At 66.4% G+C, this 16,586-nt stretch carries 19 protein-coding genes and 1 pseudogene; 8 read left to right on the top strand and 12 right to left on the bottom strand.

Annotated features, from left to right (window positions below; all coding sequences use genetic code 11):
- Positions 1-111: 111 nt before the first annotated feature.
- The 5 genes from apbC (at position 112) to N4264_RS07870 (ending at position 3,556) form a co-directional block, all read left to right on the top strand.
- Positions 112-1,203: an iron-sulfur cluster carrier protein ApbC gene (gene apbC / locus N4264_RS07850; RefSeq protein ID WP_261696501.1), complete on the top strand. Its 1,092-nt coding sequence runs from the start codon at positions 112-114 to the stop codon at positions 1,201-1,203.
- Between the two features lie 171 nt (positions 1,204-1,374).
- Entirely contained in the window at positions 1,375-1,944 is a 570-nt protein-coding gene (gene dcd / locus N4264_RS07855) for a dCTP deaminase (protein ID WP_261696502.1), read from the top strand.
- A gap of 67 nt (positions 1,945-2,011) precedes the next feature.
- On the top strand, positions 2,012-2,416 hold the full coding sequence (locus N4264_RS07860; protein WP_261696503.1) for a hypothetical protein: 405 nt from the start codon (positions 2,012-2,014) through the stop codon (positions 2,414-2,416).
- Between the two features lie 37 nt (positions 2,417-2,453).
- Positions 2,454-2,777, top strand: a complete 324-nt coding sequence (locus N4264_RS07865) for a hypothetical protein (protein ID WP_261696504.1) — start codon at positions 2,454-2,456, stop codon at positions 2,775-2,777.
- Positions 2,778-2,848: 71 nt separating this feature from the next.
- Positions 2,849-3,556, top strand: a complete 708-nt coding sequence (locus tag N4264_RS07870; RefSeq protein ID WP_261696505.1) for a hypothetical protein — start codon at positions 2,849-2,851, stop codon at positions 3,554-3,556.
- 31 nt (positions 3,557-3,587) lie between these two features.
- Here the strand turns inward: N4264_RS07870 and pcp are convergent, their stop codons facing one another.
- The 9 genes from pcp to N4264_RS07915 all read right to left on the bottom strand — a co-directional run bounded on the left by pcp (position 3,588) and on the right by N4264_RS07915 (position 11,776).
- Positions 3,588-4,253 (bottom strand): pyroglutamyl-peptidase I, encoded by a 666-nt coding sequence (gene pcp, locus N4264_RS07875; RefSeq protein WP_261696506.1) that lies wholly within the window; start codon positions 4,251-4,253, stop codon positions 3,588-3,590.
- A complete protein-coding gene (locus N4264_RS07880; protein ID WP_261696507.1) occupies positions 4,250-5,230 on the bottom strand; it encodes a DUF979 domain-containing protein in 981 nt (326 codons plus the stop codon). The genes pcp and N4264_RS07880 overlap by 4 nt, the downstream gene beginning before the upstream one ends.
- Positions 5,217-5,921 (bottom strand): DUF969 domain-containing protein, encoded by a 705-nt coding sequence (locus N4264_RS07885; protein ID WP_261696508.1) that lies wholly within the window; start codon positions 5,919-5,921, stop codon positions 5,217-5,219. The genes N4264_RS07880 and N4264_RS07885 overlap by 14 nt, the downstream gene beginning before the upstream one ends.
- Positions 5,912-6,685 carry a LamB/YcsF family protein gene (locus N4264_RS07890; protein ID WP_261696509.1) on the bottom strand — a complete coding sequence of 258 codons (774 nt, stop codon included), beginning with the start codon at positions 6,683-6,685 and terminating at the stop codon, positions 5,912-5,914. Before N4264_RS07890 ends, N4264_RS07885 begins: the two co-directional genes overlap by 10 nt.
- A 95-nt stretch (positions 6,686-6,780) precedes the next feature.
- Positions 6,781-7,773, bottom strand: a complete 993-nt coding sequence (locus N4264_RS07895; RefSeq protein WP_261696510.1) for a 5-oxoprolinase subunit C family protein — start codon at positions 7,771-7,773, stop codon at positions 6,781-6,783.
- On the bottom strand, positions 7,770-8,486 hold the full coding sequence (gene pxpB / locus N4264_RS07900) for a 5-oxoprolinase subunit PxpB (RefSeq protein ID WP_261696511.1): 717 nt from the start codon (positions 8,484-8,486) through the stop codon (positions 7,770-7,772). Before pxpB ends, N4264_RS07895 begins: the two co-directional genes overlap by 4 nt.
- Positions 8,483-8,920, bottom strand: a complete 438-nt coding sequence (locus N4264_RS07905) for an HIT domain-containing protein (RefSeq protein WP_261696512.1) — start codon at positions 8,918-8,920, stop codon at positions 8,483-8,485. The genes pxpB and N4264_RS07905 overlap by 4 nt, the downstream gene beginning before the upstream one ends.
- Complete coding sequence (locus N4264_RS07910) at positions 8,917-9,594, bottom strand: dienelactone hydrolase family protein (RefSeq protein ID WP_261696513.1); 678 nt, start codon at positions 9,592-9,594, stop codon at positions 8,917-8,919. The genes N4264_RS07905 and N4264_RS07910 overlap by 4 nt, the downstream gene beginning before the upstream one ends.
- A gap of 73 nt (positions 9,595-9,667) precedes the next feature.
- Positions 9,668-11,776, bottom strand: coding sequence for a diguanylate cyclase (locus tag N4264_RS07915; RefSeq protein WP_261696514.1), 2,109 nt, complete (start codon positions 11,774-11,776; stop codon positions 9,668-9,670).
- Positions 11,777-11,942: 166 nt separating this feature from the next.
- Here N4264_RS07915 and rimO point away from each other — a divergent pair, with 166 nt between their 5' ends.
- Together rimO and N4264_RS07925 are read left to right on the top strand one after the other, a co-directional pair.
- The gene (rimO, locus tag N4264_RS07920; RefSeq protein WP_261696515.1) at positions 11,943-13,262 is read left to right on the top strand and encodes a 30S ribosomal protein S12 methylthiotransferase RimO; all 1,320 of its coding nucleotides are present in this window, start codon (positions 11,943-11,945) and stop codon (positions 13,260-13,262) included.
- Positions 13,263-13,280: 18 nt separating this feature from the next.
- A complete protein-coding gene (locus tag N4264_RS07925) occupies positions 13,281-14,111 on the top strand; it encodes a DUF3025 domain-containing protein (RefSeq protein WP_261696516.1) in 831 nt (276 codons plus the stop codon).
- Here the strand turns inward: N4264_RS07925 and greB are convergent.
- Positions 14,063-14,598: pseudogene (greB, locus tag N4264_RS07930) on the bottom strand (transcription elongation factor GreB). The gene N4264_RS07925 and the pseudogene greB overlap by 49 nt on opposite strands.
- A gap of 74 nt (positions 14,599-14,672) precedes the next feature.
- Positions 14,673-15,068 (bottom strand): VOC family protein, encoded by a 396-nt coding sequence (locus tag N4264_RS07935; RefSeq protein WP_261696517.1) that lies wholly within the window; start codon positions 15,066-15,068, stop codon positions 14,673-14,675.
- 77 nt (positions 15,069-15,145) lie between these two features.
- Between N4264_RS07935 and N4264_RS07940 the strand changes: the two genes are divergently transcribed.
- Positions 15,146-16,054 carry a cation diffusion facilitator family transporter gene (locus N4264_RS07940; protein WP_261696518.1) on the top strand — a complete coding sequence of 303 codons (909 nt, stop codon included), beginning with the start codon at positions 15,146-15,148 and terminating at the stop codon, positions 16,052-16,054.
- A 21-nt stretch (positions 16,055-16,075) separates the two neighbouring features.
- On the opposite strand, the gene N4264_RS07945 is transcribed toward N4264_RS07940, so the two are convergent.
- Positions 16,076-16,582: a Slp family lipoprotein gene (locus tag N4264_RS07945; protein WP_261696519.1), complete on the bottom strand. Its 507-nt coding sequence runs from the start codon at positions 16,580-16,582 to the stop codon at positions 16,076-16,078.
- Positions 16,583-16,586: the final 4 nt, after the last annotated feature.

Below are 16,586 nucleotides of genomic sequence, written 5' to 3' on the forward strand. Positions count from 1 at the left end.
TCTGAAACGGCCTGCGATTATGGCATGCCGCGCTGCGGCAGACCGTCGGTCCGGCCCCGTCGCCGCGTGTTGCGCTTACAATCCCGCGGTTCCAGAACCCAGGATCATGTGATGTCCCAGGAACTTGAAAGCGCGGTGCGGCAAAGACTGTCGCAAATCATCGACCCCCACACCGGATCGGACCTGGTCGCCAGCGGCGCCGTGCGCGCCATCGGCGTGGATGGCCGGAAGGTGCTGGTCGATATCCAGCTGGGTTACCCGGCGCTGTCGTGGCAGGCGGAGCTGGCCCGCCAGGTGAAGCAGGCCGTGGAAGGCGATGACCTGGCCGAGGCGGCCGCGGTCAATGTCGCCTGCCGCGTGCACGCGCACCAGGTGCAGAAGGACATGAGCCCCCTTCCGGGGGTGAAGAACATCGTCGCGATCGCCTCGGGCAAGGGCGGGGTGGGCAAGTCGACCACGGCCGTGAATCTTGCCCTGGCGCTCAAGGCCGAAGGCGCCAGCGTGGGCGTTCTTGACGCCGACGTGTACGGCCCCTCGCTGCCGATGCTGACCGGGACCGGCGGCAAGCCGGAAAGCCCGGACGGCCAGAATTTCCTGCCCAAGCGCAATCATGGCCTCCAGGTCATGAGCATCGGCTACATGATCGAGGAAGACACCCCGGTGATCTGGCGCGGTCCGATGGTCACGCAGGCCCTGATGCAGCTGGCGACCAATACGCTCTGGGAAGACCTGGACTATCTCGTCATCGATTTTCCGCCCGGCACCGGCGACATCGCCCTGACCCTGGCCCAGCGCATCCCCATGAGCGCCGCGGTAATTGTCACCACCCCCCAGGACATCGCCCTGATCGATGCCCGCAAGGCCTTGAAGATGTTTCAGAAAGTGGAAGTGCCCGTGCTGGGTATCGTCGAGAACATGGCGACCCACGTCTGTTCGAACTGCGGCCACGAGGAAGCCATCTTCGGCGCCGGTGGCGGCGAGCGCATGGCCGGCCAGTACGGTGTGCCATTGCTGGGATCGTTGCCGCTGGACATCCGGATCCGCAGCGAAGCCGATGCCGGTTCGCCCACCGTGGTCGCGGCGCCGGACTCGCCAATCGCGGCGCGGTACCGGGAAATCGCCCGGCGCGTGGCCGGCCGCCTCTCACTGCAGGCGCGCAACAAGGCGATCCAGTTCCCCAAGATCGTGATCCAGAACAGCTAGTGGGCCGTGGCGCCGGCGGGCCCCCGGCGGGGGCCCGCCAACGCATCCTTTACGGGCCGGGGACGGATTTGGTGTAGGCTTGCCGGCTTGTCGCCAGGGTACTGGCCGGGGAGGTCTGTGCCCGGCGGGCCATGGCCCATTCCCGCCGATTCGTCAGCGAACCGAGCCTCGATGAGCATCAAATCCGACAAATGGATCCGCCGCATGGCTGAACGCCACGGCATGATCGATCCGTTCGAACCTGCCCAGGTCAAGCAGAATGCCTCTGGCGGCCGACTGATCTCCTACGGCACCTCCAGCTACGGCTACGACGTGCGCTGTGCCGACGAGTTCAAGGTCTTCACCAATATCAACTCCACCATCGTCGACCCGAAAGCCTTTGATCCGAAGAGCTTTGTCGACATCAAGAGCGAAGTCTGCATCATCCCGCCCAACTCCTTCGCGTTGGCGCGGACGGTGGAATTCTTCCGGATTCCGCGCCAGGTGCTGACCGTCTGCCTGGGCAAGTCGACCTACGCGCGCTGCGGCATCATCGTGAACGTCACGCCGCTCGAGCCGGAGTGGGAAGGGCACGTCACCCTGGAGTTTTCCAATACCACCCCCCTGCCGGCCAAGATTTACGCCAACGAGGGTGTTGCACAAATGCTGTTCTTCGAATCCGACGAGGAATGCGAGACCAGCTATGCGGACCGCGGCGGCAAGTACCAGGGCCAGCGCGGCGTTACGTTGCCGCGCACATGAAGCCACTTTCGCTGCCGCGCCGCGGCGGCGGTGATACCCTTTTGACCTGCAACCTACGGATATCCCGATGCAACGTTTCGCGCTCTCCCGAATTCTGCGTGGTGTGATCCTGGCCTCGGCGGCGGCGCTGGCGCTGTCGGCCTGCAGTGGCCGTACCCGCCCGACCGATGTCGCCGCGCCGGATGTGCCGTCGACCTTCGACGTCGTGCTCAAGGCCGACAAGGACGGCCAGTACGACATGGACGGTGCCACGCTCTCGGAGGAAGACGTCAAGGGCAACCTGCGCTTCCGTCGCGACACGAACAACCCTGCCAAGACCGTGCTGCTCAAGCGCGCGGAGAAGCAGAAAGTCTCCGACCGGCACGTCGCGGGCCTGGCCCGCATCGGGTTCGAGTTGAAGGTCCGCACCTTCCTGCAGGAGAAGGAAGGCGAGGAGATCACCGAGGTCCGCACGCAGGCGGCAGCGCAGTAACCATCCAGAAGGCCCGAGGGGCTATGGGGAGTTCACCATGAAACGCTTCATTTTTGCCTTGTTTACGAGTTTGTTGTTTTCCTTTTCGGCGTTTGCAGCAAAGGACATCAAGGACGGCAACGCCTATGTGAAGGCAGTGGAGCAGGATCAATTCCTGTTCGAGGGCAATCCGCTCGGCAAGAACATGCTGCTGGGTTCCCTGCAGGGCCTCAAGGATGAAGGCAAGATCACCGGCGTGGTGCTGCGCAACGCCGACAAGGCGACCGACAATCACAAGCACCTGCTCAAGGTGATTGCCGATTACCTCAAGATCGCCGCCTATACCGAAAGCAACAACCAGCTCACGCCGCTGGGCGAGTGATACCGTTCCGCCCGCCGTCGTTGATCGACGCGCGGGCGGCAACTTTCACGCGTCGCTGCGGTCGGTTTCGCATGACTTCGAAAACGCCCGCCATCCGTATCGTCGTCGGCGCCCTTGCTCTGGGCACCGCCACCGCCAGCGCAGGCCCCATCGACTGGGCGCGGCAGAAGCTGGGCGGAAAGTCCGAGCCCAGGCCGGGCGTCGTTGCCCACCAGGAAGCTGGTCCGCTCAACTTGCTGGTCGACCAGCCGACGCGCTTTCCCATCGATGCAGCGGCTCCCGAGGCGGAACTGCCCCGCGGCCGCAGCCATTTCCGTCGCGTCGAACTGGCCAGGCCGCTGCCGCAGGCCACCGTGGAAGTGCGCGTCATCGCGCAGGAAGCGGAGAAAGGACGCGGCCACACGGTGTTCAAACCAGTCCTCTATCTCCTCGACGGCGCCGGCAATATCCGCGAGACGGTCGCGGTCGAGCCGCTGAAGCTGGATATCCGCCCCTTTCGCCCGACCGAGCTGTTCGGCTGCGCACGCGTGAAGGACCTGCAGCGTTTCCTGGTCGCGACCACCGAAAAGGACATCGGCAGTGCGTTCGAATCTGGCGCGCGCGACCAGGTCAAGGCACCCACCAAGGGCGGTTTCTACTATTCGACCGATGCCGTGAAAGTGAAGCTGCCCTTCGTGGCCACCGGCGAGCTGGTGATGACGGTCAGCGATGGTGCGAAACCCGGGCGGGGCTGCGAGGCGCCGGTCAGCGAGGCAAAGGTCGCTCAGACGAAGCCGTGAATCCGGAAAGGCTGCCTGTTCAGGCTATGCCCTAGTGCGTGGCCCCGGCCGCAATGCGCCGGTCCCGGCGGGTTGTCGCCGCGGTTTCGATCAGGATGCGCAGGCCGCGCTGCACGGTCTCCAGCGCCAGCCCGGGTGCGCCCGGGTGGCGAGCTGCCTGTTCCGGCAAATAGGGAATGTGCACGAAGCCGCCGCGACAGGTGCGCCGGGACGCCAGTGCGTGCATCAGCGCGAAGAACACGTGGTTGCACACGAATGTGCCTGCCGTCTGGGAGATCTCCGCGGGCACACCCGCGCCCTGCAGCGCTGTCAGCATCGATTTGATGGGCAGTGTGGCGAAGTATGCCGCCGGGGCGTCCGCAATGATGGGGCGGTCGACCGGCTGGCGGCCGGCATTGTCGGGAATGCGGGCGTCGTCGACATTGATTGCCACCCGCTCGATGGACAGCGCGGCACGCCCGCCGGCCTGTCCCACGCACAGGACGATACCGGGTTCCGCACGAGCGATTGCGGCGCGCAATGCCCGGCGCGATCGGCCAAATTCGGTCGGCAGGCAAGTCGCCACAATGCGATGGCCAGCGATGTCTTCGCCGTCCAGCCCACGCACCGCCTCCCAGGACGGGTTGATCGTCTCGCCACCGAAAGGGTCAAAGCCCGTCAGCAGCACTTTTCGCGCCGTAGCTGCCCGGCGGCTCATCGGAATGCCAGGAAATAGAGCAACGCAATGTTCACCACCGCCAGCACCACGGCGGTGGGCCACTGGGCGCGAATCACGCCGTAGGGGCTCTTCAGCTCCAGCAGGATCGCCGGCACCATATTGAAGTTGGCTGCCATGGGCGTGAGCAGCGTGCCGCAGTAACCGGTCAGCATGCCGATCGCGCCGATAACGGCCGCGTTCGCGTTGTGCTGCTCGATCAGTAGCGGCAGCGCGATGCCCGCCGTGACCACCGGGAACGCGGCAAAGGCATTGCCCATGATGATCGTGAACAGCATCATGCCCAGGCCATACGCCAGCACGTAGCCGAACACGTTTCCGGCGGGAACAGCACGGGTCACCAGTGCCGCGATCACTTCGCCGACGCCGGTGGCCGTGAAGACATTGCCCAGTGCCGCCAGCAGCATCGGCAGCACGATGGCCCAGCTCAGGGCGTCCAGCAGGCGGGCTGATTCCACCACGGCCTGCGCCGGCCGGGAACCGGTCACGCGCAGGGCGGCGACCAGGGCCACGGCGCAGGCAATGGCCAGGGCGACCAGGGTTGGTGAATCCTTGCCGAGCAGGAAGCTGCCGTCGACGCCGAAGTAGGACCCGAGCACCGACGGCAACACCAGCACGGCGGTCACGGCGGGAATGAGCAGCGCCGGACCGAACAGGCGGTGACCCAGCCGGCGTGCCGTGGCTTCGCGCCGGGGGCGATCGGCGTCGACCGTGGCGGCGCGCGTCATCCTTCCGGATCCGGCCAGCAGCGCAATCACGATGACGCCGACACCGACCAGCTGTGTCGGCAGCCGGTTGCCCGATTTGGTTTCGGCGATCACCCAGTCGCCGCCGGCAAACACCAGCGTCAGGATGAGCCAGAATGCCGCGTTCGCCCAGCGCCGCGCGCGCAGGTCCATCAACGCCGCGGCGCCGAGGATCAAGGCGACCAGCCACCACACGAAGCTAGCGCTGAACATGCGTATTCCCCGTGACCGCCCGCGCTTTCTGCAGCCGGCGCTGGAAGAAGTGCAGCCGGATGGCGTGGATGATGAATGCGGCAATCGCCGTCGGAATGGCCCAGAGCGCGATCACGAGGGGCTCCATCGGCAATCCGTGGCTGGCGAAGAAGCTCTGGATGATCAGCACCGCGCCGATGGCGATAAAGACATCCTCGCCGAAGAACATGCCGATATTGTCGGTTGCCGAACACATGGCGCGGGTTGCATCGCGCTCCTCATCCGATAGCGGCGCATGCGCCTTCTCCGCGGCCGCTTCGGCCATCGGCGCGATCAGTGGGCGCACGGTCTGCGCGTGGCCGCAGGCCGATTGCAGGCCGACCATGCTGCTGACCTGGCGGATGCCCAGGTAGGTCACCAGCAGCCGCGTCAAGGTCATCCCCTGCAACCGGGCGATCCAGGTCTGCGCATGTTCGCGCAGGCCGGCGTGTTCCAGCAGGCCGATCACCGGCAGGGTCAGCGCGATCACCATTGGCGAGCGCGTCGTGACGAACGCATCGCCGATCAGTGCCAGCAGATCGGGCAGCGATTTGCCGGCGGCAAATCCCGAGGTCAATCCGGCGCTGACCACCACGATCATCGGATTGAGGCGCAGGGCAAAACCGGCGACGACAACGGCAACGCCCAGTAGCGGCCAGTAATTCAGGTCCATGTGTTCTCCGAGAGTGCGGCAACGCCGATGCCGGCGCCTTCCAGTGCGCCGCGCAACCGGCGGGCGAACTCCGCGGCGTCGGCTTTGTCGCCATGGATGCACAGGGTCTGAGCGGACAGCGTGATGACCTGGCCGTCGCGGGCGACGACTTCGCCCTGCGCGGCGATCCGCAGCGCCTGCGCTACGGCCTCGTCAATCGACGACAGCACGGCGTCGCTTTCGCGGCGCGGTACCAGGCTGCCATCAGTCTGGTAGCGCCGGTCGCAGAAAGCCTCGTGCGCCACGCGCAGGCCCGCACGCGTGCCGGCGCGTGTCAGCGCGCTGTCGGCCAGGCCGACCAGTACCAGGCGCGGATCGAAATCACGCACGGCGGCTGCGATGGCGTCAGCCAAGGTGTCATCGCGGGCGGCCATGTTGTAGAGCGCCCCGTGGGGTTTGACATGAAACAGTGCGCGCCGGTGGGTACGCACAAAAGCGTCCAGCGCGCCGATCTGGTAGAGCACCAGTGCGTAGGCCTCATTCGGTGAGACGGCCATGTCGCGTCGGCCGAATCCGGCCAGATCCGGCAGCGACGGGTGTGCACCGATGGGGATGCCGTGGCGCGCGGCCGCTTCCACGGTCTGGCGCATCGTGTCCGGATCGCCGGCGTGGAAGCCGCAGGCGATATTGACGGAGCTGACGTGGGGCATCACGGCGATGTCCTGGCCCATCTTCCAGGCCCCGAAGGATTCGCCCATGTCGCAATTGAGGTCGATGGTCCGCATGGCATTCCTTTCCGGCAGGAGAAGCGCGGTTTCCGCAGCGCGCGTTCCAGGTGGTTGCCGCGCGCAAGGCGTGATGGTAGCGAGGCGGGGCTTGCCTAGGACAGTGCAAGCGCGTGCAAGTCGAGCGCCGCCAGACGTGCGTCGATCTCCGCCTCCAGTCTTCCCAGCGCACCGGCGACACGATAGCCGGCCCGTACGGCATCGTCGGGTGTGACCAGGGTAAATACCGCCTCGTCGCCCGGCCGTTGTTGAGCAATGCGGGGAAGGTCTGCCTCGATGACGTGCGCGATGCGCGGGTAGCCGCCGGTCGTCGGATGCTCGGCGCCCAGCACGATGGGCAGGCCCGCGGGCGGCAGCTGCACGGTGCCGCGGCAGACGCATTCGGAGATCAGTTCCAATGGCTGCGTCAGTTGCAGCGCCGGGCCGTCCAGGCGCAGACCGACGCGATTGGAGTCGGGCTGGATGCGATAGGGGTGACTGGTCAGCGCCACGCGCGACGCGCCGTCAAGCCATTCGTAGTGGGTGCCCGGCGTCAATCGGATCGGTGCCCGCACATTGGCCGTGAACCAGGGGCTGGGACTGCACGACCAGCGCGGCGCGGTGCGGTGGCCGATCCGATCCGGCAGCGCGGCGACCGCCAGGGTGTCACCCGACTGCAGCGGACGTCCACCCAGCGGACCAATTGCGGCATTCACGTCGGTACTGCGGCTGCCGAGCACCGGTTTGACGGCAATGCCACCGCGCACTGCAAGATAGGTACGTGCACCCTGGCGCATGCCGTGACATTCGAGCGTGGTGCCCGCCGACAATGGAACGGGGCGCCAGGTTGGTACCGGCTGCCCATTGATGGAGGCCTCCAGCGGTGCACCGGCAAGCGCGATCCAGGCGTCGCTGGAAAACCGCAAGGTCGGACCCGTCAGCGTGATCTCCAGCAGCGCAGCGGTGATGTCATTGCCCACCAGCCGATTGGCGAGCCGGGCGCAAACGGGATCGGCGCTGCCCGCGCTGCCGATGCCGGCGCCGGCATAGCCATTGCGGCCGCTGTCCTGCACGGTCGTCTGCATGCCTGGCCTGAGCACGGTGATCATGGCGCGTGGCTCTGCGAGCGTAAGTCAAACGCCGCCTGGCTGATGGGCACGAAGCGCACAATATCGCCCGGGGCGAGCCGGTTCGGCGGATCGCGGTCCGCGTGAAACAGCACCTCCGGAGTGCGTCCGATCAATTGCCAGCCGCCCGGCAGGACACACGGATAGATGCCGGTCTGTGCGCCGCCGATCGCGACGGACCCGGCCGGCACGCGCGTCCGCGGTGTGGGGCGTCGCGGCGTGTGCAGTTGCGAATCAAGGCCCAGCAGGTAGGGAAAGCCCGGCGCAAAACCCAGCATGGCGACGGTATAGATCGCGCCCGCATGGCGTTCGATCGCCGCCTCGACAGACATTCCCGCGTGGCGCGCGACGTCGGCCAGGTCGGGGCCATGGTCGCCGCCGTAGCACACCGGGATCTCGATCGTTCGTGCCGATTCCCGGGAAGTGGCATCGATATCGCCCATCGCCTGGATAACGACGGCGGCAACCGCGGTGGCCGGATCGCTGCCGATGCTATCGCGGTAGTAGCTGGGGTCGTACCGGACACCAAGGCTGGCGTAGGCGGGGATCAGGTCCAGTACGCCGGGAATGGCGGCGGCGCGTATCCTGGCCGCCATTGCATGTACGCGGCGGTTGGTGGCCGCGTCAATGCCCGTGCCCAGTTCCACAAGGAGCGTATCAGCACCCAGGAACGTCACGCGCGGCGACGCGTTCATGTCTCCGGCGAGAGCGACAGGCCGGCACGCAGCAGGCCGAGGACACGGCTGCTCTCCGCAGCCGTGTAGGGATCAGCGACGCCAACGCCCCAGACCGGCCGCGGCCAGGCTGCATCGCCCACATAGCGGGCGATCACGTGCAGGTGCAGTTGCGGCACCACGTTGCCTAATGCGGCAATGTTCATTTTGTCGGGCTTGGCGATGGCGTGCAGGACATGGGCTGCCTGGTTGACCTCGTCGAGCAACTGGCGCTGCTCCTCGCGCGACAGTTCGGTCAGCTCGCGCAGACCCGGCCGCCGCGGCACCAGGATCAGCCAGGGGAAGCGCATGTCGTTCATCAGCAACACGCGGGAAAGCGCCAGTTCGCCGACCACGTGGCTGTCATTGGCCAGACGCGGATCGAGCACGAACGCCGTATCGAGCGATGGGGTCATGACTGCCTCGCAGGGACCAGTTCGCGTGCAAAGAAAGCCAGTGTCCGTTCCAGCGCCAGGGCGGCGGATGCCGGATCAAAGTCGGCGCGCTGGTCGCAGTTGAAGCCGTGACCGGCGGGATACAGGTGGAACTCGGCCTGTGGCTGAGCGGCGCGGTGGCGGGCAACATCCTCCGGGGGAATCAGCGGGTCTTTCTCGCCGAAATGAAAGAGCAGGGGCGCTTTCGCCGGTTCTGCCAGGAACGGAACGCTACGTCCGCCGTAGTACACCACCGCCGGCAGTGCCAGCCGCGTGGCGCTGAGAAAACTGACTGTGCCACCCCAGCAGAATCCCGTAACGCCGACTTTGCCCGAGGATGCGATGGCCTCGGCGGCACTGCCCACCGCGGCGACGGCGCGGTCGAATCCGACCTCGGCCGCCAGGGTGCGACCGCGCGCGACGCCGGCTTCGTCGTAGCCGAGCTCGACCCCGGTTTCGATGTGGTCGAAAACGGCCGGGGCGATAGCGGTGTAGCCTGCCGCGGCGAAGCGGTCGACCACGCTGCGGATGTGCGCGTTGACGCCGAAGATTTCCTGCACGACGACAATGCCGCCGCGCGGCGCTCCTGCCGGATCGGCACGGTACGCGCCGATGCAGTGCATGCCATCGGTGGCGATCTGGATGGTCTGGCCCATGGCGTGCTCCCTGCCAAAGCCCTGAGCCTATGCGCCGCGCTGCGGATGTCAACGCATGCGCAGCGGCGCGCAATCAGGCGGCGTAGGGAACCACGCGGTTTCGCCCTTGCGCCTTGGCCCGGTAGACGGCTACATCGGCCGCCCCCAGCAGCGCTTCGAGGTTGGCTGCCCGCGCCAGCTGCACGGTGGCAAGGCCAATGCTGATCGTCAGTGGATTGGGTGCGTGCAGAAGCGGGGTGAGCCCGCTGGCGACCTTGTCGCGCAGGCGTTCGGCGATCTCGGCGGCAACGGTGAGATCCTTTCCGGGCAGCACGACGACAAATTCCTCGCCGCCGTAGCGTCCCACCAGGTCGCCCGGTTCCAGCCACTGGCGAATGATCTGCACGCCACTGGCGAGCACGCGGTCGCCAAAGAGATGGCCGTGCTCGTCGTTGATGCGTTTGAAATGGTCGAAGTCGATCAGCAGCACCGAGAGCTCCTGGCCTTCGCGCAGGGCATGACGCAGGTGGTCTTCGAGCTGGCGCAGCAGGTGGCCGCGGTTGTAGGCGCCGGTCAGCGGATCGGTGATCGCGGCCTGGTAGAGCTCTGCCGCGTGCGTACTGAGCTTGGCATTCGCGTCTTCCAGTGCGCGCTCGTGGGCACTGATCTCTTCGTTTTTTGCTTCGAGCGCGCGGTTGAGCCGGCGTGTCGTGCGGTAGCGGCTGAACAGGACGGCCGAAATCAATCCGAGGGTGATCACAAGGCCAATGCCGATGCGACGCGCCAGCGCCTGTTCGCGCAGGCGCAGCCCCTGCACTTCGTTGGTGAGGCTGAGCATCTGGATGCGCTGGTCGGCTTCGGCGCGCTCGTAGCGGGCCTTGAGGGCTGCCAGCTGGCGGCCCGAGCGCGTGCCGAGCAGTTCTTCGCGCAGCGCCAGGCGCTTGCTGGCGAGGTCCAGTGCGATCGCTGTTTCGCCGGCGGAGCGGGCCAGCTCCTGGCGTGCGGCCATGGCGTCGGCCAGTTTCGCCTTGATATTGGCTTCACGCAGGGCGGCGATTGATTCGTCGAGCAGGCGCCGGGCCTGGTCGGTGTCATTGCGCCGCATCGCTGCACGGCCGAGGTAGAGCAACGCGCCGCCGATGATTTCGCGGTGACGCAGCTCGCGGCCGATCGCCAGGGCCTCGCGCAGCGCCGCCTGGGCTTCGTCGATCTGGCCCAGGCTGAGCTGGGCCCGGCCGATTTCCAGTTTCTCCAGCCCGATGTATGGCCGGTTGCCCAGGCTCGCGTCGATCGCCAGTGCCTGGCGCGCCATGGTCAGGGCGCGCGTGGCGTCCCCCTGGTCGTTGCTGAAGCTGGCATAGCTGCCCAGGGCGCTGGCCAGCGACTGGACGTCATGCCGCTCCTGCGAGGCCCGGACGGCGGCCTCGAAATTGGCCTTGGCCTGTTCGGCGTCTTCGATTTCGCGATACAGCAGGGCGATATTGCGGTACGACAGGTCCACGCGCTCGAGCGGCCCGAGCCGGGTGCGGATGTCCAGGGCCTTGAGCTGCAGTTCGAGGGCGCGGGCGAAGTCGCCCAGGTCGCGATGGACAGTTCCCAGGTTCATCAGGACCTGGGCTTCGCCGGAGGCATCCTGGATCGCCCGGCGCAGGGCGAGGGCGGATTCCTGGTGCTCGCGGGCGCGGTCGAGCTGGCCACGACGGCGCGCGATCACACCCAGGTAGCCTTCCGCGGCTGCCTGGGCGCGCAGGTCGACCAGGCGTCGGCCCTGCAGCAGGAGCTGGTCGGTCAGCCGCTCGGCCAGGTCATAGTCGCCATGGCTGATCGCCACCGAGGCCACATTGTCCAGCGCTTCGAGCAGCCGTTCGGGCGGGCCGTAGCGGCTGGCCAGGTCGCCGACCAGCTGCCACGCCGGCGCAGCCTGCTGGGCCCCCAGCGAAACCTGGAGGGTCCCGACGAACCGGGCCAGGTGGATGCGGCCGTGCGGTCCCAGGAGCGGACCGAGCAGACGGTCTCCGCTGCGCCAGGCGGTGTCGATGGCGGCAGAGGTGGTGCCGGCGGCGGTCGCCAGAGGCCCGGCGGCGGCGGGTGACAGATTTTCGGCGTTGAGCGGATCCACCAGGCCGAAGCCGCAGACGGCCAGCGCCGTCATCAACACGACCAGCGCACGGGCGCGGCGGGGCAGGGGCGGTCCGCTCGGCATGGGAAACCGGTTCCTGGTGGAGTCGGGCAAGCTTTGCAGGATTTGCGCCGTGGCGTAAGGCGCCATGGAAGACACCTTGGTAAACAAAGTTCACGTCGGCAAAGGGCATTCGACGCGATGCCGGCCGCCTCGTTACAATCGCCGGCTTGCCTCAATGAGTTCCGCCATGTCCCGCCAGAATCCCAAGGTCGGCTTTGTCAGCCTCGGCTGCCCCAAGGCACTGGTCGATTCCGAACGTATTCTCACGCAGCTGCGGGTCGAGGGGTACGACATCGTGCAGACCTACGACAACGCGGACGTGGTCGTGGTCAACACCTGCGGATTCATTGACGCCGCGGTCGAGGAATCGCTCGACGCCATTGGCGAGGCCATGGCCGAGAACGGCAAGGTGATCGTGACCGGCTGCCTGGGCGCCAAGGCCGATGTGATCCGCGAGGCGCATCCGGACGTGCTGTCGATTTCCGGCCCGCAGGACTACACCAGCGTCATGAACGCCGTGCACGCCCAGGTGCCGCCCAAGCATGATCCCTTCCTGGACCTGGTCCCGCCGCAGGGGCTCAAGCTCACGCCCAAGCACTACGCCTATCTGAAAATCTCCGAAGGCTGCAATCACCGCTGTTCGTTCTGCATCATCCCCTCGATGCGTGGCGACCTGCGTTCGCGCCCGGTCGATGAAGTGCTGGTGGAGGCGGAGAAGCTCGCCAAGGGCGGCGTGAAGGAGCTGCTGGTCATCTCGCAGGACACCAGCGCCTACGGCGTGGATCTGAAGTACGCCGAGCGCCAGTGGCGCGGCAAGGCCTACCGTACCCGCATGACCGAACTGTGCGACGGTCTTGCGGAATTGGGTATCTGGACACGTCTCCACTATGTATACCCGTACCCTCACGTGGACGAAGTCGTCCCGCTGATGGCGCAGGGGCGCCTGCTGCCGTACCTGGACATCCCGTTCCAGCACGCCAGCCCGCGTATCCTGAAGCTGATGAAGCGGCCTGGAGCAGTGGACAAAGTGCTGGCCCGGGTGCGCAACTGGCGCGAGATTTGTCCGGATCTGACCATCCGCTCCACGTTTATCGTCGGCTTTCCGGGAGAGACCGAGGCCGAATTCGAGGAACTGCTCGACTTCCTGCGCGAAGCGCAGCTCGACCGCGTCGGTGCCTTCGCCTACTCGCCGGTTGATGGCGCTGCGGCCAACGACCTGCCCGATCCGGTGCCGGACGATATCAAGGAAGAACGCCTGGAACGCTTCATGGAAGTTCAGGCCGAGATCAGCGGCATCCGCCTGGGCGAGAAGATCGGTCGCCGCATCACGGTGCTGGTCGACCATGCCGACGGCGAGGGTGCAGTGGCGCGATCGTCTGCCGACGCGCCGGAAATCGACGGCGTTGTACACATTGAGGACGGCCAGAAACTCAAGCCCGGGCAGTTCGTCGAGGTCGAGGTGATCAACGCCGACAACCACGACCTGTTCGCGCGCGTGGCGGTCTGATCGGTTGGCGCCGCGCCGATGCGATTTGTCGCCCCGGCGCGCGGTAGGGTGGATCCGCGGGCGTTCGCCACGCCCCCGCTGGCGCAATGGGCTGCGTTCGAAGACTGGCTGGCGGCGCACGAGTGGCCGGATGTCGATGCGCTCAATCGGCGCCTGAGCCCGGGCACCGGCATTCATTTCGTGGCGCAGACGCCCGAGCTCGTTGCCGATGACCTGCACTACGAACTGCGTATCCACCGCGATCGGCTGGTGCCGACGCGGCCGGACAACTGGCATGACTTCTTCAACGCCCTGATCTGGCACCGGTTCGCGCCGATAAAGGCCGCACTCAACGCGCGCCAGGTGGACGAAATCGCCCGGATGGGTCCGAAGGCGCGCAGCCGTCCGCAGTGCGCGCTGACTCACTTCGACGAGGGCGGCGTGATCGTCGTCCTGCGGGATTGCGCATTGCTGAGTCTGTGGGATGCGCATGACTGGGGCGCGCTGTTCTGGCGCGAACGTGCGGCCTGGCAGGACGGCCGTGCCCGCGCGCTGGTCTTCGGCCATGCGTTGCTGGAAATGGCCCTGGTCCACGACAAGGTCATCACCGGCAAGGCGATTGCGGTGATCGATTCCGGCAGCGACGACCAGCAGGTCATCTCGGTGGTGGCGGCGGCGATCGCGCGGGGCTTGCTCCTGCAGGATCCCCAGGAGCTGCGGCCATTGCCGATCTCGGGAATTCCCGGCTGGCATTCGGCGACATCCGACGAGGCGTTCTACCGGGACGGACCATGTTTCCGCCCTCTGCGCCCGGGCCGCACCTATCCGCTGCCGCTGCGCGTGACCCCCGGCGCCGACTCGGCGTCGTAACGCACATCCACGATGACGAAGGTGCAGCGTCCGCCGGGCAGCTCGGCGACGAATTCATCGTCGACGCGCTTCTTGAGCGCCGCGCGCGCCAGCGGGGAATCAATGCTGATCCAGCCTTTCTGGGCATCGGTTTCATCCGGCCCGACGATGCGGTAATGCTGGCTGCTGCCGTTTTCGTCCTCCAGCGCGATCCAGGCCCCGAAATACACGGCGCTGCGATCGGTGGGCGCGCCGTCGGCCACCTTCAGGGTCTCCAGCCGCTTGCCCAGATAGCGGACACGACGGTCGATCTCGCCGAGTTGTTTCTTGCGATAGATGTATTCGGCGTTCTCCGAGCGATCGCCCTCAGCCGCTGCGGCCGACAGGGCAGCGACGACCTCTGGCCGCAGCGTGCGCCAGAGGTAGTCGAACTCGGCCTTGAGCTTTGCATGGCCTTCGCGCGTGATGATCGCGGTCGAAGCGGCTTGCGGGGGCGCCAGCGTCCCATGGATGCGATTCGGCAGTGGTCGGGGCGCTATCTTGCCACCGCGCCGCGCCACTGCGGAGCCCGCTGCTCGGCCGTCAGCGGCTGAACTGCGCGAACACGACGTGGTGGCCGCCTGGCTCGTCGAATCCGATTTCGGTGGCGCCGTAACCGGTCTTCCGCCGCGCAAGGCAGACCGGATGACCAGTCAATGCAGCCTCGATCGCCTCGATGTCGTCCACTTCGATGAAAAGCCAGGTCTTGTCGCCGCGATAGGCGTCCGCAAGGGTGGGAGCGTCGTGGCGGAGCGAGGCGATGGTCTGCAACATGATTTCCAGCCCGTCCTTCTCCAGGGCGGCAAAGCCCAGGCCGTCGCCGTGCGGAACCTGGATCGTCAGTGAGAACCCCAGCGCGTCACGCCAGAACGGCAGGGACGGTTCGATTGTGTCGACGTATAGCAGGGGCGTGATGCGTTGAAGTGCGGCGGTGGTCATGCGGACTCCAGGTCTGGGCAGATGGGTCATGAATGCTAGACTTCGGTGTTGCCAACGTGGTGTCAGCAGGATGAGACATGGCCGGTAAAGCCGATTCGGTAAAGACGATCCTTTACGCCCTCGGGGCGAACTTTGCGATTTTCGTGGCCAAGCTGGTGGCATCGATCCTGACCGGGTCGGGCTCGATGCTCGCCGAAGCGGTGCACTCCCTGGCCGACTGCGGTAACCAGGGCCTGCTGCTGCTCGGACTCAAGCGCTCAAAGAAGCCACCCTCGGACGATTTTCCGCTGGGCTATGGCAAGACGATCTATTTCTGGTCCTTCCTCGTCGCGCTGATGCTCTTCAGCGTCGGCGGCATCTTCTCGATCTACGAGGGCATCCATAAGCTGCAGCATCCCGAAGCCCTGCGCTGGCCCTGGCTGGCGGTCGGCGTCCTGACCTTCGGCATCATCGCCGAGGCGTTTTCGATGTGGGGTTGCGTGGTCGAGGTGAACAAGGCGCGTGGCGACCAGAGCCTGTGGCGCTGGTTCCGCGACAGCCGCCAGAGCGAGCTCATCGTCATTTTTGGCGAAGATCTGGCCGCGCTCCTGGGCCTGGTGTTCGCCCTGATCGCCGTTCTCCTGACCATGGTGACCGGCAACCCGATGTACGACGCGGGCGGCTCGATCATGATCGGCGTGCTGCTGATCGTGGTGGCGGTCTTCATCGCCATCGAGGTGAAGGCGCTCCTCATCGGCCAGGGCGTCGAACCGCGTCAGAAGAAGGAAATGCTCGAGTTCCTGCACGCGCAGCCGGAGATCAAGCGCGTGTTCAATCTGCTCACGCTGCAGATGGGGACCGACATCATGGTTGCGATCAAGGCGGAAATGAGCCGCTACCTGTCGCCCAAGGACATGATCGCGGACATCAATCGCGTCGAAGCGGCGTTCCGTCAGAAATTCCCGGATGTCCGCTGGTGCTTCTTCGAGCCCGACTCGGCCGACTGATCGCGTTTCACGGCGTCGGGGTCAACGCACGTTGACGCCGACGCCGATGCCGATGTGCCACTGCGGATGGTCAAACTGGAAGCCCGGGGGCCAGCGGTGCACGTGTTCGGGCGTGACCAGCGGAAACACATACGGGCGTTCCTGGATGCGACCGACGCGGGTGCCTTCCAGGCGGCCGGTGAGGCTGACGAACAGGCCGTCCGGGTAGTCATGGCGGTCCGCGTACCCGGGGATGAGGATGATGAAGCGTCCCTGGGTCGGCGCGCCGGGGACCGGGCGCTGGGCGCGATCCAGTGGATACGCCAGCACCGTGACCTCGGTGCGGTTTTCGCGGTTGTCCAGGGCCAGGATCATTCCGCCCCAGAGCACGGGGGCGTCAGCGTAGCGTTCGGGCTCCGCCGCCACTTCGTACGGTTGCGCCGCGATCGGTGCTGCCGTGGGATGGAGCACCGGCTGCGCCACACAACCGGCCAGCAATGCCGCAGCGGCGGCGACGGTGCAGTGCGACAATCGAAAGGCGTCCGGCATGGGG

It is taken from the genome of Tahibacter amnicola (assembly GCF_025398735.1).
In the GTDB taxonomy this organism is placed as follows: Bacteria; Pseudomonadota; Gammaproteobacteria; order Xanthomonadales; family Rhodanobacteraceae; genus Tahibacter; species Tahibacter amnicola.

What these genes read in the sequence shown, in the direction of transcription:
- apbC (WP_261696501.1), top strand. Translation starts at nt 112, where the DNA reads ATGTCCCAGGAACTTGAAAGCGCGGTGCGGCAAAGACTGTCGCAAATC.
- dcd (WP_261696502.1), top strand. Translation starts at nt 1,375, where the DNA reads ATGAGCATCAAATCCGACAAATGGATCCGCCGCATGGCTGAACGCCAC.
- N4264_RS07860 (WP_261696503.1), top strand. Translation starts at nt 2,012, where the DNA reads ATGCAACGTTTCGCGCTCTCCCGAATTCTGCGTGGTGTGATCCTGGCC.
- N4264_RS07865 (WP_261696504.1), top strand. Translation starts at nt 2,454, where the DNA reads ATGAAACGCTTCATTTTTGCCTTGTTTACGAGTTTGTTGTTTTCCTTT.
- N4264_RS07870 (WP_261696505.1), top strand. Translation starts at nt 2,849, where the DNA reads ATGACTTCGAAAACGCCCGCCATCCGTATCGTCGTCGGCGCCCTTGCT.
- pcp (WP_261696506.1), bottom strand. Translation starts at nt 4,253, where the DNA reads ATGAGCCGCCGGGCAGCTACGGCGCGAAAAGTGCTGCTGACGGGCTTT.
- N4264_RS07880 (WP_261696507.1), bottom strand. Translation starts at nt 5,230, where the DNA reads ATGTTCAGCGCTAGCTTCGTGTGGTGGCTGGTCGCCTTGATCCTCGGC.
- N4264_RS07885 (WP_261696508.1), bottom strand. Translation starts at nt 5,921, where the DNA reads ATGGACCTGAATTACTGGCCGCTACTGGGCGTTGCCGTTGTCGTCGCC.
- N4264_RS07890 (WP_261696509.1), bottom strand. Translation starts at nt 6,685, where the DNA reads ATGCGGACCATCGACCTCAATTGCGACATGGGCGAATCCTTCGGGGCC.
- N4264_RS07895 (WP_261696510.1), bottom strand. Translation starts at nt 7,773, where the DNA reads ATGATCACCGTGCTCAGGCCAGGCATGCAGACGACCGTGCAGGACAGC.
- pxpB (WP_261696511.1), bottom strand. Translation starts at nt 8,486, where the DNA reads ATGAACGCGTCGCCGCGCGTGACGTTCCTGGGTGCTGATACGCTCCTT.
- N4264_RS07905 (WP_261696512.1), bottom strand. Translation starts at nt 8,920, where the DNA reads ATGACCCCATCGCTCGATACGGCGTTCGTGCTCGATCCGCGTCTGGCC.
- N4264_RS07910 (WP_261696513.1), bottom strand. Translation starts at nt 9,594, where the DNA reads ATGGGCCAGACCATCCAGATCGCCACCGATGGCATGCACTGCATCGGC.
- N4264_RS07915 (WP_261696514.1), bottom strand. Translation starts at nt 11,776, where the DNA reads ATGCCGAGCGGACCGCCCCTGCCCCGCCGCGCCCGTGCGCTGGTCGTG.
- rimO (WP_261696515.1), top strand. Translation starts at nt 11,943, where the DNA reads ATGTCCCGCCAGAATCCCAAGGTCGGCTTTGTCAGCCTCGGCTGCCCC.
- N4264_RS07925 (WP_261696516.1), top strand. Translation starts at nt 13,281, where the DNA reads ATGCGATTTGTCGCCCCGGCGCGCGGTAGGGTGGATCCGCGGGCGTTC.
- N4264_RS07935 (WP_261696517.1), bottom strand. Translation starts at nt 15,068, where the DNA reads ATGACCACCGCCGCACTTCAACGCATCACGCCCCTGCTATACGTCGAC.
- N4264_RS07940 (WP_261696518.1), top strand. Translation starts at nt 15,146, where the DNA reads ATGGCCGGTAAAGCCGATTCGGTAAAGACGATCCTTTACGCCCTCGGG.
- N4264_RS07945 (WP_261696519.1), bottom strand. Translation starts at nt 16,582, where the DNA reads ATGCCGGACGCCTTTCGATTGTCGCACTGCACCGTCGCCGCCGCTGCG.